The sequence below is a fragment of the Desulfurobacterium crinifex genome (assembly GCF_054656775.1).
In genome coordinates this window covers 1,536,378-1,550,392 of record NZ_BAAHXO010000004.1, presented here as the reverse complement: position 1 = coordinate 1,550,392, position 14,015 = coordinate 1,536,378, and the positions used below count along the sequence as shown (strand labels likewise).

The following is a 14,015-nucleotide window of genomic DNA, read 5'->3' as shown; positions in this document are numbered from 1 at the left end:
GAGTAAAAAATGAGAGAAATTCACGTAGATGAGGTTAGGAAGGCTGTTAGAAAGCTCTGTATGGAAGCAAATTACTATCTTCCTCAGGATGTTTTAAATGCTTTTGAGGAAGGGAAAAAGAAAGAAATTTCTCCTGTAGGGAAGAACGTTTTTGACATATTGAAAGAAAACGCAAAAATTGCTGCCACAGAGGAAATTCCTTACTGTCAGGATACCGGTTTTGCGGTCATCTTCCTTGAAATTGGCCAGGATGTTAGATTTGTAGGCGGTAACCTGGAAGAGGCTATAAACAGAGGGGTTGCTGAAGGCTATACTGAAGGTTATTTGAGGAAATCCATCGTTAGCGATCCTCTCTTTGATAGGAAGAATACTGGGAATAATACTCCTGCTGTTATTCATTACAGAATTGTGCCTGGTGATAAGGTAAAGATAACAATGGCTGCAAAGGGCGGTGGAAGTGAAAACATGAGCCGCCTTGCAATGCTGAAGCCTGCTGATGGGATTGAAGGGGTTAAAAAGTTTGTCATCAAAACCGTTAGCGATGCTGGTCCAAATCCCTGTCCTCCAATAACAGTTGGGGTTGGGATTGGTGGAACTTTCGAAAAAGTTGCTTTCCTTGCAAAGAAAGCTCTTTTAAGGCCTATCGGACACAGGAATCCCGACCCGAGATATGCAAAGCTTGAAGAGGAACTTCTTGAAGAGATCAACAAGCTTGGAATAGGACCTTCTGGATTTGGTGGAAAAGTTACAGCACTTGACGTTAAAATAGAATGGTATCCCTGCCATATAGCCTCCCTCCCAGTTGCTGTAAACATTCAGTGTCACGCTTCAAGACACAAAGAGATCGAACTCTAACCGTTACCCTCCTGGCTGCTCGTATAGAGCGGCCTTAACTTTTTCATCGGAGTTGTTATGCACAACAGAAACTTTCTTCTTTTTATGATAGCAGGAGTTATTCTTGGTTTTATCGTGGGTGGTTATCTCCCAGGTTTTGCACTGGCTACATCTTTTATCGGTGAGCTATTCCTGAATGGTCTTAAGATGGTCGTTCTTCCCCTTATCATTGTTTCCATTGCAAACTCAATTCTCAACATGAAGAGTCTTGAAAGGTTTAAGCGGATAGGGGTGAAGACCTTTCTTTACTATACATTAACTACCTCTCTTGCGGTTGGAATTGGAATTATCACTGTAATACTGTTAAGACCCGGTGAAGGAATTTCTCTAAAAACTGAAACTCCTTTTCAAAAGGAAGTTAACTTTAGTATTCATGACTTAATAGTAAACCTGCTTCCACCCAACATCTTTGAAGCACTTGCAGAGTTTAACGTCTTGCCTATCATTGTTGCAACAATCCTCTTATCTCTGGCAATTTTGTCTGTTGAGTGGAAGAGAGAGCTTCAACTTCACAGGTTAATTTCGGAGTTGGACATTGCTCTTCTGAAACTCACAGAATGGATAATAAAATTTGCTCCAATTGGTATCTTTTCTCTCATTGCTTCAAAGATTGCATCAATGGGTGGAGCTGAAACCATAGTTCCGGTTCTTTACTCCTTAGGAAAGTATGTCCTGACAGTTCTTATAGCCCTTTTTGTTCATGCATTTGTCATTCTTCCTGCCATTTATTATGTTTTCACTATGAAAAATCCTTACTTCTACATAGGAAAGGTAAAAGAGGCGCTACTAACAGCCTTTGCAACAGCCTCTTCTTCTGCTACTCTTCCTGTAACTTTAAAAAGTGTGACTGCTGCTGGTGTTAAAAGGACGGTTGCTGAGTTTACGCTTCCACTTGGGGCAACTATAAATATGGATGGAACTGCTTTATACGAGGCTGTTGCGGTTGTGTTTTTAGCTGAGGCTTATGGGATAGACCTTTCTATGGGTCAGTATCTGATCATATTCTTAACGGCAACTCTTGCTGCAATAGGAGCTGCTGGAATTCCTGAGGCTGGACTTGTTACAATGGTTCTGGTTCTTCAATCTGTAGGAGTTCCTCAGGAAGGGGTAGGTCTGATCCTTGCAGTTGATTGGTTTTTAGACAGATGTAGGACAGCTGTTAACGTTCTTGGAGATACAATTGGGGCTGCAATAGTTGATAGATACTCTAAGCTGGAGGCTTGAAATGGTTGGTTTTCTTATTGACCTTGAAGGGACTCTAGTAAAGGATAAAAGTTATACACCGATACCTGAAGCTCTTGAGTTTACTAAACTCCTTGAAGAGAAAGGGATTCCATGGATTGTTGCTACTAACAACTCTACCGAGAAACCGTATCAGTTGATTGAAATCTTGAGATCAAAAGGGTTTAACGTCAATGAAAAAAAACTTATCTCTCCCAGCCTTCTTGCATCAAACTTTCTAAGAAGAGAGGGTGTTAAATCAATCTACTTCCTTGGAACCGAAAAAATTAAGGAGTTCTTTGAGGAAGAAGGGTTTGAAGTTAGGAATGACCATAATGTTGATGCTGTCGTTGTTGGAAGGGATAGAGAAATTAACTACCAGAAGTTGAAAGTGGCTGCTTCTGCTCTTGTATTAAACAATGCTAAGCTTTTTTCGTTTCACATGAATAGATTGATACTTGACCCAGATGGGCTTGTGGGACCAAGCGTTGGGGCTATTGCCACTGCTCTATCTTATGCTGGAAGTAAGTCTATTATCTCCTTTGGAAAACCCTCTAAGGAGTATTTCGAAAGGGCTTTTGAGCTTCTTGGCATAAAAGATCCCGAAAAGGTTTACATGGTAAGTGATGATCCTTTTACAGACCTTGCGGAAGGTAAAAAAGTTGCGAGGTTCAAGACAGTTTTTGTTCTGAGCGGAAAATACAGAAACACATCCATTCTTGATAAGGTTGAGAGAAACTTGCAACCTGACTATATTTTTGACCACCTTGGTGAGTGCAAAAAGCTGTTAGAAGGATGAAAATGTTAGAGAGAATAAAGGTCTATATGGAAATGATAAAGGTAGAGCACACGGTTTTTGCTCTACCTTTTGCTCTTACTTCAGCTCTCGTTGCTGCCCACGGGTTCCCAACGCTCTATCAGACGTTCTGGATAGTTGTAGCCCTTTTCGGAGCAAGAACAGCTGCAATGAGTCTTAATCGTCTTATAGATGCTGAAATTGATGCTAAAAATCCGAGAACTGCTAACAGACATATTCCAAGGGGGATTGTAAAAAAATCTGAAGCCTTAATTCTGGCAATTGTTGGTTTTGTCCTTATGATTTACAGTGCTTACAAGCTTAATCCTCTCGCTTTTAAACTATCTCCAGTAGCAGTTTCAGTTCTTGTTCTCTACTCCTTCACAAAACGGTTCACATACTTGTGCCACATAGTTTTAGGAGTAGCTATTGCCCTTGCTCCACTTGGAGCATGGATTGTCGTTAAAGGTTCTGTTTCTCTTTCTGCTTTTATTCTTTCTTTTTCAGTCGGGCTCTGGGTTACAGGATTTGACATAATCTACGCCCTTCAGGATGTGGAGTTTGACAGGAAAGAAGGGCTTTACTCGATTCCAGCAGTACTTGGAGATGAGAGAGCGCTTATCCTTTCAAAACTATTTCACATTTTGACGTTGATTGGTCTTATCGGGGTTGGAGTTTTAGAAAACCTTGGATTCTGGTACTACATAGGGCTTGGAATTTCTGCTTTTTTGATGGCGAAAGAGCACAGGATTATTTCTCAGGACAGAAGTAAAATTGGTTATGCATTTTTTAACCTCAACGGCTACATAAGTTTAACAATTTTCTTCTTTACTCTGGTTAACTACCTGTGGGAGATGATGTGGAACTCCTGAAATACCTAATTTCTATTCTGGTTATAGTTGATCCAATTTTTGCGGCAATTATTGTTGCAGGACTTGTTGATAACCACGAAGCTATTGAAAGGATTGCATTCAGGACTTCTCTGACTGTTCTAATTGCCTTTCTTGTTACCATCATTGCAGGGGAGAGATTTCTTGAACTTATAGGGGTAAATATATTCAGCATAAAGATATTTGGTGGTCTCATTCTCCTTCACATGGCGTTTCAGATGCTTCAGGCGAACCTTCCAAAGACCAAGCATACCGAGGAGGAAGGTGAAGCTGCAAAGGAGAAGGATGACATATCGATAATTCCTCTTGGAATTCCAATACTTTTTGGGCCTGGTGCTTTTACTACTGTCTTAATCTTTAAAGAAGAGACTGCAAGTATCTGGAGTGAGTTATTGCTTCTTCTTTCGATTTTTCTTGCTGTAATTATCATATACTTTACCTTAAAGAATGCTGGAGTTCTTGCAAGGAGGCTTGGAACAACAGGAATAAACGTTACTGTAAGAGTTTTTGGACTTTTTGTTGGAGCTCTTGGCTCTCAGTTTGTTGTTGATGGGGTAAAACACCTTTGGACTCAGGGGTAAACAATGAAAGTTGTTCTTCAAAGGGTTTTAAGTGGAAAGGTTGTCGTTTCGGGAGAAACTGTAGGAGAAATTGGACAGGGAATAGTTGTCCTTGTTGGATTTGAGAAGGGAGATATAAACTCCTACATAGACAAGATGGTGGATAAGATTGTAAGCCTGCGTATATTTGAGGATGTAGCAGGGAAGATGAATCTTTCTGTAAAGGATATAAACGGTTCTCTGTTAATAGTTCCAAACTTTACCCTTGCTGCTGACTGCAGGAAAGGTAGAAGACCAAGCTTTCAGTCTTCTGAAGATCCAGAACGGGCTGAAGAGATGTTCAAGCGGTTTGTTGAGAAGTGTAAGGAGTTGGGGGTTGAGGTTCAAACGGGAATTTTTGGAGCAGATATGAAAGTCCACATTGTAAACGACGGTCCTGTTACTTTTATACTAACCAGTAAAGACTTTTCTTGTTGAATTTTATAAAAGGAAAAGATTAGATGGAATTACAGCTTCCACAGATAGTTCAGTACTTACCTTCATGGCTGAAGGTAGATTATATTCTCGCCTTAGTATTCTTCTTGCTTTCTGTGATCTCTTTACGGTCTCCTTCACTTATAACAAAACTTCTATTAAAGTTTTTTCTGAGAGATGAGAAGTTAACGAAAGGAGAAAAGCTTTTTATAAAGCTTTCTGTCTGGATTTCTTACTTTTTAGCTCTCCTCTTCTTGGATTTGGCAATTATTCAAATACCAATGCCTAAGAAGACTTTTCTTATTGTTGATAAAGTATTTTTTATTCTCTACGTTGGAATAATCTCGTTCATATCAGTCAAGATCCTTGACATAATCGTTGAAAAGTTTTCTAGTGGCATGAAGAAAAAAGTGTCACCTTCTGAAGCTCCTCTGGTAGATACTTACTACTCCATGCTTTCGAAACTTGTAAACATTTTTGTTTTTACTATTGCTTTGATTGCTATTCTTGACAAGTTTGGATTCAATGTAACTTCTCTTGTAGCATCTCTTGGTATTGGTTCTCTTGCTGTGGGTTTGGCAGCCCAAGACACGATCAAAAACTTCATTTCAGGGGTTCTTCTCGTAACCGACAGACAGTTCAGAATAGGAGATAGAGTTTACATTAAAGACATAGATGTTGAAGGATACGTTTACGATATAGGTCTTAGAACTACAAAAATTTTAACGATTACAGGTAATAACCTTATAACAATTCCAAACTCAAAACTGACAGAAGGGATAATAGAAAACTCCCTCTATCCAGACCCACGGGTTAAGGATTTCGTTGAAGTTGGGGTAGCCTACGGTTCAGACGTTGAAAAGGTTAAGGAACTTCTCGTTAAAGCTACAGAAGGAATAGAAGGAATACTGAAAGAACCTCCACCTACGGTCTATTTCATTCAATTTGGTGATAGCGCCCTACTCTTTAAGTTAATTTACTACGTTGAGAAAAAAGATATGGCTTTTGGAATTAAATCAATGCTTCACGAGAGAATAGTCAATCTTTTCGAAGAAAACGGCATAGAGATACCTTTCCCTCAGAATGATGTGTGGTTTAAAAACCCTCTGAGGGTAGAAGTTAAAAATGGAGAAACTCTATAGTATAAAGATGAGAAGTTCTAAAGGAGACCTCCACATTTCTGGAGCTGAAAGGATAGTTTCTGAAAACGAGATAGAATCTATTGCTGTTCAATTGATAAATAGGGCTTTAAACCATTCCAGAGGGAGGGCTGACTTTATAAACCTGAAAATTGAAGAATTAAAAGAGTCTCCCATTTTCAAGCCTCTTCTTCCTGTTTTTGAGCTTACTGGATACAAGTGTGTTAAAAGCCTTCTGGAAAAGCTCTTCTCTCTATCGGAAATTCCAGTGGATTTAGGAATTAAAACTTATGAGAGACTCCTGTCTGGTCCTGCGCCTGACGGAAAAACAATGAGAGGAGCAATGATTGTAGAGGTTCCATCCGGGAAAAGGCTTGAACCAGATAAATATCGGGGAGTTAGAGCTTCTTATCTTGACGTGGATAGAAAGACGGGTGAACTCTTAAAAAAGTCAGTTAGAGAGTGTTATACGGAGAACTTTAAAGAAGCTCTTGTTCTTTCAACGAAGATTCTGTCATTTGAAGGGGTTTTAGGTGAACTTTGTGTTTCTGATGATCCAGACTACACAACAGGTTATCTCTCTCTTAAAGGAAAAGGATACTTCCGTATAAAGAATATTAAACCACAAGGGTTATCCAAGGGAGGCAGGGCGATATTTGTAGAACCCAAAGTTAAGATATCAGAGTTAATTCACTATCTGGAAAAAGTTCCCTTTATTGCTAAGGGATTTTCCGGTTATTCAACCGTTTCAATTGAGGAAATAGAGATGCTATTTTCGTAGAAATCTCCTGACCTGAGTGTACCTTCTATACTTGCACCTGGTTCTATAGAAAGTTTCTGAGTTACGATATCTCCTCTGATTTTACCTGTAGTTTTAATTTCTACCTCTCGTGAAGATATATTTCCTTCAACTGTTCCCATTATAACAATGAATTCTGAAAGAATGTTTCCCTTTATCTTTGAAGTTTCACCAAGTATTATATAATCTCCCTTGATGTCCCCATTTATTTCTCCATCAATTCTTATTTTTCCTTCAGCTATAACGTTCCCCTCTATTTTCAAACCTTCAGCAAGGATACTTTTGATTTCTGTTGAGCTATTGCTTTCCTTTTTCTTTATCATCAACAGAGACCTCCATATAGCTGATAGGGTTTACTATTTTGGTTTTGTATTTAATAGTATAGTGGAGATGAGGACCGGTACTTCTACCGGTGTTTCCTATCATTCCTATTATTTGCCCCCTTTCTACAAAATCCCCTTTTCTAACGAGAAGTTTTGCTAAATGTCCATAGCGGGTTAAGAAGTCATTATTATGTTTGATAACTATACACTTTCCCATTAACCCACACCAGCCAGACTTTACAACCTTCCCGTCTGCTGGTGCTCTTACAGGAGTTCCCCACTTGTTAGCTATGTCAACTCCGAGGTGAAATTCTATTCTTCCTGTAACGGGATTTCTACGAAGTCCAAAACCTGATGTTATTCTTCCAATTGTAGGGTAGCCCAGAGGTGTTGTTTTGAGGTTGTGAATTATGTAGTCAAGACCTGGAATTACAGAGGATAGATCTATGTCGTCAGTGTTGAAGAGCTCCTCTATTGGTACTGCAAGACCACCTTCCCCTTCGTCAACAGAAGAAACATTTACACCAACTTTTTTCATCAATGAGTCTATGATTTCTATCCTTTTAGCCAACTTTTGTATGGTATTTTCCTTTTCCTCTTTTAGAGCAGCAACTTCTGTTTTGAGCTGGGTATTCTCTTTTTTATATTGGTGAAGTTCTTTTTTGAGTTCTGCAATTTCCTTACTGGTCTGATCGTAATAGTTAAGAGATTTGTAAGTAAGGACTCCTGCATATACAATAAGAATTACTGTGAAGAGAACAGCACTGATTGTCAAAATCTTTATTTTTCTCTTTGAAACCCTATACCTCCTAACCTTCCCCAGCTCGTCTTCAATCAAGATAATTTGTAGCTTCTGATCTTTATCCTTCAATTTTCTACTTTCCTATACAGAATTGTGTAAAGATTATATCAAGCATATCCTCAGTTGTGACCTGTCCAACAATTTTACCAAGTGAATGAAGGGCATCATCTATGTCCATTGAGAGGAATTCTGGAGATTCAAATCCCATCTCAATGCTTTCAATTACTTTACTTAATGAATTTCTAGTTAATTCAAGGAGATCCTTGTGTCTCTCATTTGTGAGCAGTGGCTCTTCTCCTCTTAAGATAGTCTCAGGTTCTAAAAGGATAAGCTTCATTATCTTTTCTCCAAGCTCATCTATTCCCTCGGTGTTCTTTGCACTTAATTCAACGCACTCTTTCCAGTCTAAAACTTCCTTACAGGAAACTTTAAGCCCAAGATCTTTTTTGTTAATTACAAGGATTACATTTTCCTTTTTCCTAGCGATTTCGGCTATCTTTTCATCTTCTTCAGTAAAGCCAATAGATCCGTCCACAACAAAAAGGATTACATCTGCTTCTTCAAGGCTTTTTATACTTCTCTCTATGCCTATCTGCTCTACTTTGTCCATAGCTTCTCTTATTCCGGCAGTATCTATCAATCTCAACGGAATACCTTTAAGAGTGACTGTTTCTTCGATAATGTCTCTTGTTGTTCCCGGAATTTCTGTAACGATTGCCCTTTCCTCTCTCAGAATTGCGTTGAGCAGGGATGATTTTCCAACGTTAGGTCTTCCAACAATTGCTACCTTTATGCCCTCTTTTAGGATTTTTCCGTCTCTGTAAGTTGAGATGAGTTTATCTATCTCTTTTATTATCTCGAGTATCCTTTCCTTGATGTGTCCCGATTCAAGTATCTCTATCTCCTCATCGGGAAAGTCAACAGCAGCTTCTATGTAAGCCTTGACTTCAAGAAGTTTATCCCTCAGTTTTCTTATCTTTTTTGAGAGTTCTCCTTCCAGTTGCTTCAGCGCCAGTTTTGCACCAAATTCACTTTTAGCATTGATGAGTTCGTTTATAGCTTCAGCCTGTACCAGATCTATCTTGCCGTTTACGAATGCTCTCATTGAAAATTCACCCGGTTCAGCAAGCCTTGCACCTCTTGAAAGAACTGTTCTCAATATTTTTCTTACAACTACGATTCCTCCGTGACTGTGGATTTCCACAACGTCTTCGCCTGTAAAAGTCTTTGGAGCTCTCATATAAACAGCCAGGACTTCATCTATAGGCTCTCCAGAGCTATCGACAACAAAACCATAGTGCATTTTCCTATCTTCAAAACTTCCCTTTTTAGTGCCTTTCTTTGTTCTGAAGATCTCTTTGAGTATTTTCAGTGAATCTTTTCCTGAGATTCTAACTATTCCTATTGCACCTTTTCCGATGGGTGTTCCTATTGCAGCTATAGTGTCCTCGCAAAGGTAATCTCTCATAATGCCTCCTGTGTTATACTTTAGCAAATTTTATAAAGGGAATTACTATGTGTGGAATTGTAGGATATGTTGGTAAAGATAATGCCAAAAATGTCATTCTGGATGGTTTGAGAAGGCTTGAGTATAGAGGATACGATTCTGCTGGAATAGCTTTGGTAGTAGATGGAAAATTAAAAGTATTCAAGAGAGAAGGAAAAATAAGAAACCTTGAAATAGAGCTCAATAAACTTAACCTTTTTTCTAATATTGGCATTGGTCATACCCGATGGGCAACCCACGGCAGACCTATAGACAAAAATGCCCATCCACACGTTGATTGTTCCAAAAAGATAGCCCTTGTTCATAATGGAATAATAGAAAACTATCCTGAATTAAAAGAAGAACTTCTCTCAAAAGGCCACATATTTGCATCTGATACAGATACTGAAGTAATTGTCCATCTGATAGAGGAAGAGCTCTCTAACTCTTCTAATTTCTTTGAAGCCTTTAGAAGAGCAATCTCACGCCTCAAAGGCTCTTACGCGATAGGAGTTATTACTACTCTTGAACCGGACAAGATCTTTGCAGCCAGGAAAGATAGTCCACTGGTCATTGGCTGTGGAGAAGGAGAAAACTTTATAGCCTCAGATATTCCGGCTTTTCTACCATACACCAATAGAGCTATTTTTCTTGATGATTTTGAACTGGCAATAGTTAAAAAAGATAGCGTTGAAGTATTTGACTTTGAAGGAAAAAAGAAAGAGAAAAAAATCAACCTGATTCCCTGGTCTATAGCCCAGGCTGAAAAAGCAGGTTATAAGCACTTCATGATCAAGGAGATCTTTGAACAGCCAAGAGCAATTGCAGACACAATCAGCGGCAACATGGCATGGTTTAAAGAAGAAACTGAACTTGAAGGAATTAATCCTAAAAGCTTCGACAGGATTCACATCATTGCCTGTGGAACCTCATATCATGCAGGACTCATAGGGAAGTTCTACTTTGAGAACTTTGCCAATATTCCTGTAGAAGTGGATTATGCATCTGAATACAGGTACAGAAATCCTGTATTAGACGAAAAGGTTCTCGTTATAGTAATAACCCAGTCAGGAGAAACAGCAGACACACTTGCAGCAATGAAACTTGCAAAAGAGAAAGGAGCAAAGACTCTTGCAATTTGTAATGTCATAGGCTCCACAGCTACCAGAGAGGCCGACACCACTATCTACACTTATGCAGGTCCTGAGATAAGTGTAGCATCAACAAAGGCATTTACAACTCAACTTACAGCACTTTTCATTTTCTCCCTATGGCTTGGGAAGAAAAGGAATGTTCTAAACAATGAAGAAGTAGAAAACCTCTTCAAACATCTAATGAAACTTCCCTCTAAGATAGAAGAATTCCTGAACAACGAAAAAGAAAAAGAAACTGTCAAGAAAATAGCCCTTGAATTTTATAAAGCTTCTGATGCTCTCTATCTTGGAAGACACGTCAATTATCCGATAGCCCTTGAGGGGGCATTGAAACTGAAAGAGATCTCCTACATACATGCAGAAGGATATCCTGCTGGTGAGATGAAGCATGGTCCCATCGCTTTGATAGATGAAACAATGCCAGTTATTGTTGTGGCGACAAGTGGTAGGGTTCGAGAAAAAGTACTTTCAAATATAGAAGAAGTTAGAGCGAGGAAAGGGAAAGTTATATCTATAATCAATTATGGAGATGAGGAGATAAGGAAACTTTCGTTTTATATAGAAGTTCCAGAAGTTGATGAGTTTCTGTCACCAATTGTCAATGTTGTTCCACTTCAGCTTTTTGCCTATTACATTGCAGATTTTCTTGGTTACGATGTTGATCAGCCGAGGAATCTTGCAAAGAGTGTAACCGTGGAGTGAAAATGAGAGAAACAGCAACGCTTCTGATTTTCTGCCCAGACAGAAAAGGAATACTTGCAGAGATTACAGGATTCATAGCCCAAAATAACGGAAATATCCTTCATGCCGATCAGCACATAGACTCTCAGAAAGAGATATTCTTTATGAGAATTGAGTGGGATTTGGGCAACTTTAAGATACCAAAAAGTAGGATATCAGAAGCCTTTAGGCCAATAGCAGAAAAGTTTCAGATGAACTATCAGATAAAGTTTAGCTCAAGTATCCAGAATGTTGCTATATTTGTTTCAAAGTACGATCACTGTCTCTACGAGCTCCTTTACAGGTTTAAGGCAGGAGAACTAAAAGGGAACCTAAAGCTTGTTATAAGTAACCATCCAGATCTGAAACCGATAGTTGAAATGTATGGAGTTCCCTTTTACCACTTTCCAAAAAACAAGGAGAACAAGCTCGAAGTTGAGGAGAGGGAGATTGAGCTTTTAAAGAAAGAAAATGTTGATCTAATAGTTCTTGCCCGTTACATGCAGATTCTAAGCGATAGATTCGTTAACGAATTTAGGAACAGAATAATAAACATTCACCATTCGTTCCTTCCAGCTTTTGTGGGAGCAAAACCCTACCATAGGGCTTATGAGAGGGGAGTAAAAATAATTGGAGCAACAAGCCACTACGTAACAGAGGAACTGGATCAGGGTCCCATAATAGAGCAAGATGTTGTCAGAGTAAGTCACAGAGACAGTATTGAGGATATGATTAGAAAAGGTAGAGACCTTGAGAAGTTGGTCCTTGCAAGAGCAGTCAGATGGCATTTAGAAAATAAAATCCTTGTTTACGATAACAAAACCGTAATCTTTGATTGAGATTAGAGAGCCTTTTTAATCCGGTCTATTATCGGTTTTATGATTGAGTATCTGGTTTTGAGGCTCGCCCTGTTTACTATAAGCCGTGCGGTTGAGTGAAGAATCGTGTCAACTTCTCTTAGTCCATTGGCACGCAGAGTAGTTCCGGTCTGAACAAGGTCAACAATTCTGTCTGATAATCCTACCAGTGGTGCTAACTCTACAGAGCCATAAAGAACTATAATTTCAGGGTGAATTCCTTTGCTTCTAAAGTAGTTGTCAGTTATCCGTGGATATTTTGTTGCAACTCTGATAAAGGAAAGCTTTTCAAGATCATATGGTTCTTCTATTTCTTCTGGTTCTGCTACTGATAATCTACAGGCACCAAAGCCAAGGTCAAGTGGTTCATAGAGATCGTATCCCTTTTCCTCGATAACATCCTTACCTGCAATTCCTATGTCTGCCGTTCCATAGTAAACGTAGGTTGGAACATCCATAGGTTTTACCAGTATGAATCTGAAATTTTCCCAATTGAAGATTAACTTTCTTGTCTCTTTCAAAGTTTCTGACGCGTCGATCCCTGCCTCTTTAAGAAAGCCAACTGCATCCTTTAAAAGCCTACCTTTTGGGAGGGCAATTGTTATCTGATCGTACTTCATTCTTTTCTCCTTTAGTATGGAAGTTCACTCTTTTCTCTTCTGATGTCCGCACCAAGGAGCTGGAGTTTTTTCTCCATTCTCTCATAGCCCCTGTCAAGATGGTAGATCCTATAAACCTCTGTCGTGTTTTCTGCTGCAAGCCCAGCTATGACTAAAGAAGCACTTGCCCTTAGATCTGTAGCTGTAACCTTGGCACCAATCAGCTTTTCTACTCCCTTTACAACCACAGTGTTTCCTTCTATGGAGATATTAGCTCCAAGCCTTTGGAGTTCAAGCGCATGCATGAAGCGGTTTTCAAAGATTGTTTCCTTTATGACAGAAATTCCATCAGCAAGGCACATGGCAGCCATGAATTGAGCCTGCATATCAGTCGGGAATCCTGGATATGGCTGAGTAATAATATCTGTTCCTTTTAACCTATCCACTTTTTTAACAAGTACTCTGTTGCTATCAAGTTTTTCTATTTTTAATCCAGCTTCTTCAAACTTCTCTATTACTGCTCCCAGAGTTTCAAAGGGAAACTCCTCCATTTCCACTTCACCACCTGCAAGTCCCACAGCTGCAATAAACGTTCCAGCTTCAATTCTGTCGGGCATTACTCTGTAGTCTATTTCTTTGAGATCTGAGGTTCCTCTGATTTCTATTACGTCAGTTCCTTCACCTTCTATTTCAGCTCCAGCTTTCCTTAGAGCTCTTGCAAGATCAACGATTTCCGGTTCTTTCGCCGCATTTCTTATGATTGTTTTTCCCTTTGCAAGAGTAGCGGCCATCAGGACATTTTCCGTTCCACCTACAGTTGGAAAGTCAAAGGTTATTTCGCACCCTTTCAGCTTTCCGTTTACTTCAGCAGTTATGTAGCCATGGTCTATTTTTATGTCTGCTCCCATCTTTGAAAGGGCTTTAAGGTGGAGGTTTACTGGTCTTAATCCTATTGCACAACCTCCGGGCATGGAGACTCTTGCTCTGCCATACTTTGCAAGTAGAGGACCGAGGCAGAGAATGGAGGCTCTCATCGTTTTCACGAGTTCATAGGGTGCTTCGGTTTTTATATTTTTTCCTGATTCAACTTCTACAGTGTTATCACTTTTTCTAACATCAAATCCCATCTGTTTTAGTAACTGACAGGTTGTTGTTATATCTCTCAAGTCTGGGACGTTTGAAAGCCTGAGCTTCCCGGTCAATATTGAAGCGAAGAGTATGGGAAGAGATGCATTTTTTGAACCGGATATCCTGACTCTTCCTTTGAGCTCTTTTCCACCTTTTATAACAAATTTTTCCAT

General features: G+C 39.3%; 15 protein-coding genes. 10 read left to right on the top strand and 5 right to left on the bottom strand.

Going from position 1 to position 14,015, the window contains the following annotated elements:
* The first annotated feature begins 9 nt into the window (after window positions 1-9).
* Genes ACYQ3A_RS10040 through ACYQ3A_RS10005 form a run of 8 tightly spaced genes read left to right on the top strand, consistent with a single transcriptional unit; the run spans window position 10 to window position 6,755 of the window.
* Window positions 10-855, top strand: a complete 846-nt coding sequence (locus ACYQ3A_RS10040; RefSeq protein ID WP_459897165.1) for a fumarate hydratase — start codon at window positions 10-12, stop codon at window positions 853-855.
* Window positions 856-912: 57 nt separating this feature from the next.
* The gene (locus ACYQ3A_RS10035; RefSeq protein ID WP_459897164.1) at window positions 913-2,118 is read left to right on the top strand and encodes a dicarboxylate/amino acid:cation symporter; all 1,206 of its coding nucleotides are present in this window, start codon (window positions 913-915) and stop codon (window positions 2,116-2,118) included.
* Window position 2,119: 1 nt separating this feature from the next.
* Window positions 2,120-2,914 (top strand): HAD-IIA family hydrolase, encoded by a 795-nt coding sequence (locus ACYQ3A_RS10030; protein ID WP_459897163.1) that lies wholly within the window; start codon window positions 2,120-2,122, stop codon window positions 2,912-2,914.
* Entirely contained in the window at window positions 2,911-3,783 is an 873-nt protein-coding gene (locus ACYQ3A_RS10025; protein WP_459897162.1) for a UbiA-like polyprenyltransferase, read from the top strand. The genes ACYQ3A_RS10030 and ACYQ3A_RS10025 overlap by 4 nt, the downstream gene beginning before the upstream one ends.
* Complete coding sequence (locus ACYQ3A_RS10020; protein WP_459897160.1) at window positions 3,771-4,382, top strand: MarC family protein; 612 nt, start codon at window positions 3,771-3,773, stop codon at window positions 4,380-4,382. Before ACYQ3A_RS10025 ends, ACYQ3A_RS10020 begins: the two co-directional genes overlap by 13 nt.
* A 3-nt stretch (window positions 4,383-4,385) precedes the next feature.
* On the top strand, window positions 4,386-4,838 hold the full coding sequence (gene dtd, locus ACYQ3A_RS10015) for a D-aminoacyl-tRNA deacylase (protein ID WP_459897158.1): 453 nt from the start codon (window positions 4,386-4,388) through the stop codon (window positions 4,836-4,838).
* A 23-nt stretch (window positions 4,839-4,861) separates the two neighbouring features.
* A complete protein-coding gene (locus ACYQ3A_RS10010; RefSeq protein ID WP_459897156.1) occupies window positions 4,862-5,977 on the top strand; it encodes a mechanosensitive ion channel family protein in 1,116 nt (371 codons plus the stop codon).
* Window positions 5,961-6,755, top strand: coding sequence for a 6-carboxyhexanoate--CoA ligase (locus tag ACYQ3A_RS10005; RefSeq protein ID WP_459897155.1), 795 nt, complete (start codon window positions 5,961-5,963; stop codon window positions 6,753-6,755). Before ACYQ3A_RS10010 ends, ACYQ3A_RS10005 begins: the two co-directional genes overlap by 17 nt.
* On the opposite strand, the gene ACYQ3A_RS10000 is transcribed toward ACYQ3A_RS10005, so the two are convergent.
* Genes ACYQ3A_RS10000 through mnmE form a run of 3 tightly spaced genes read right to left on the bottom strand, consistent with a single transcriptional unit; the run spans window position 6,710 to window position 9,366 of the window.
* The gene (locus tag ACYQ3A_RS10000) at window positions 6,710-7,096 is read right to left on the bottom strand and encodes a bactofilin family protein (protein WP_459897154.1); all 387 of its coding nucleotides are present in this window, start codon (window positions 7,094-7,096) and stop codon (window positions 6,710-6,712) included. The genes ACYQ3A_RS10005 and ACYQ3A_RS10000 overlap by 46 nt on opposite strands.
* Window positions 7,071-7,967 carry a peptidoglycan DD-metalloendopeptidase family protein gene (locus ACYQ3A_RS09995; RefSeq protein WP_459897152.1) on the bottom strand — a complete coding sequence of 299 codons (897 nt, stop codon included), beginning with the start codon at window positions 7,965-7,967 and terminating at the stop codon, window positions 7,071-7,073. The genes ACYQ3A_RS10000 and ACYQ3A_RS09995 overlap by 26 nt, the downstream gene beginning before the upstream one ends.
* A 4-nt stretch (window positions 7,968-7,971) precedes the next feature.
* Complete coding sequence (gene mnmE / locus ACYQ3A_RS09990; protein ID WP_459897151.1) at window positions 7,972-9,366, bottom strand: tRNA uridine-5-carboxymethylaminomethyl(34) synthesis GTPase MnmE; 1,395 nt, start codon at window positions 9,364-9,366, stop codon at window positions 7,972-7,974.
* A 47-nt stretch (window positions 9,367-9,413) separates the two neighbouring features.
* On the opposite strand from mnmE, the gene glmS reads away from it, so the two are divergent.
* Together glmS and purU are read left to right on the top strand one after the other, a co-directional pair.
* The gene (gene glmS, locus ACYQ3A_RS09985; protein WP_459897150.1) at window positions 9,414-11,240 is read left to right on the top strand and encodes a glutamine--fructose-6-phosphate transaminase (isomerizing); all 1,827 of its coding nucleotides are present in this window, start codon (window positions 9,414-9,416) and stop codon (window positions 11,238-11,240) included.
* Between the two features lie 2 nt (window positions 11,241-11,242).
* Window positions 11,243-12,097, top strand: a complete 855-nt coding sequence (gene purU, locus ACYQ3A_RS09980) for a formyltetrahydrofolate deformylase (protein ID WP_459897149.1) — start codon at window positions 11,243-11,245, stop codon at window positions 12,095-12,097.
* A 2-nt stretch (window positions 12,098-12,099) separates the two neighbouring features.
* On the opposite strand, the gene hisG is transcribed toward purU, so the two are convergent.
* Complete coding sequence (gene hisG, locus ACYQ3A_RS09975) at window positions 12,100-12,735, bottom strand: ATP phosphoribosyltransferase (RefSeq protein ID WP_459897147.1); 636 nt, start codon at window positions 12,733-12,735, stop codon at window positions 12,100-12,102.
* Window positions 12,736-12,746: 11 nt separating this feature from the next.
* Entirely contained in the window at window positions 12,747-14,015 is a 1,269-nt protein-coding gene (gene murA, locus ACYQ3A_RS09970) for a UDP-N-acetylglucosamine 1-carboxyvinyltransferase (protein WP_459897146.1), read from the bottom strand.

Excerpts from the sequence above, each read along its gene's own strand:
- ACYQ3A_RS10040 (WP_459897165.1), top strand. The coding sequence starts at position 10 with ATGAGAGAAATTCACGTAGATGAGGTTAGGAAGGCTGTTAGAAAGCTC.
- ACYQ3A_RS10035 (WP_459897164.1), top strand. The coding sequence starts at position 913 with ATGCACAACAGAAACTTTCTTCTTTTTATGATAGCAGGAGTTATTCTT.
- ACYQ3A_RS10030 (WP_459897163.1), top strand. The coding sequence starts at position 2,120 with ATGGTTGGTTTTCTTATTGACCTTGAAGGGACTCTAGTAAAGGATAAA.
- ACYQ3A_RS10025 (WP_459897162.1), top strand. The coding sequence starts at position 2,911 with ATGAAAATGTTAGAGAGAATAAAGGTCTATATGGAAATGATAAAGGTA.
- dtd (WP_459897158.1), top strand. The coding sequence starts at position 4,386 with ATGAAAGTTGTTCTTCAAAGGGTTTTAAGTGGAAAGGTTGTCGTTTCG.
- ACYQ3A_RS10010 (WP_459897156.1), top strand. The coding sequence starts at position 4,862 with ATGGAATTACAGCTTCCACAGATAGTTCAGTACTTACCTTCATGGCTG.
- ACYQ3A_RS10005 (WP_459897155.1), top strand. The coding sequence starts at position 5,961 with ATGGAGAAACTCTATAGTATAAAGATGAGAAGTTCTAAAGGAGACCTC.
- ACYQ3A_RS10000 (WP_459897154.1), bottom strand. The coding sequence starts at position 7,096 with ATGATAAAGAAAAAGGAAAGCAATAGCTCAACAGAAATCAAAAGTATC.
- mnmE (WP_459897151.1), bottom strand. The coding sequence starts at position 9,366 with ATGAGAGATTACCTTTGCGAGGACACTATAGCTGCAATAGGAACACCC.
- glmS (WP_459897150.1), top strand. The coding sequence starts at position 9,414 with ATGTGTGGAATTGTAGGATATGTTGGTAAAGATAATGCCAAAAATGTC.
- purU (WP_459897149.1), top strand. The coding sequence starts at position 11,243 with ATGAGAGAAACAGCAACGCTTCTGATTTTCTGCCCAGACAGAAAAGGA.
- hisG (WP_459897147.1), bottom strand. The coding sequence starts at position 12,735 with ATGAAGTACGATCAGATAACAATTGCCCTCCCAAAAGGTAGGCTTTTA.
- murA (WP_459897146.1), bottom strand. The coding sequence starts at position 14,015 with ATGGAAAAATTTGTTATAAAAGGTGGAAAAGAGCTCAAAGGAAGAGTC.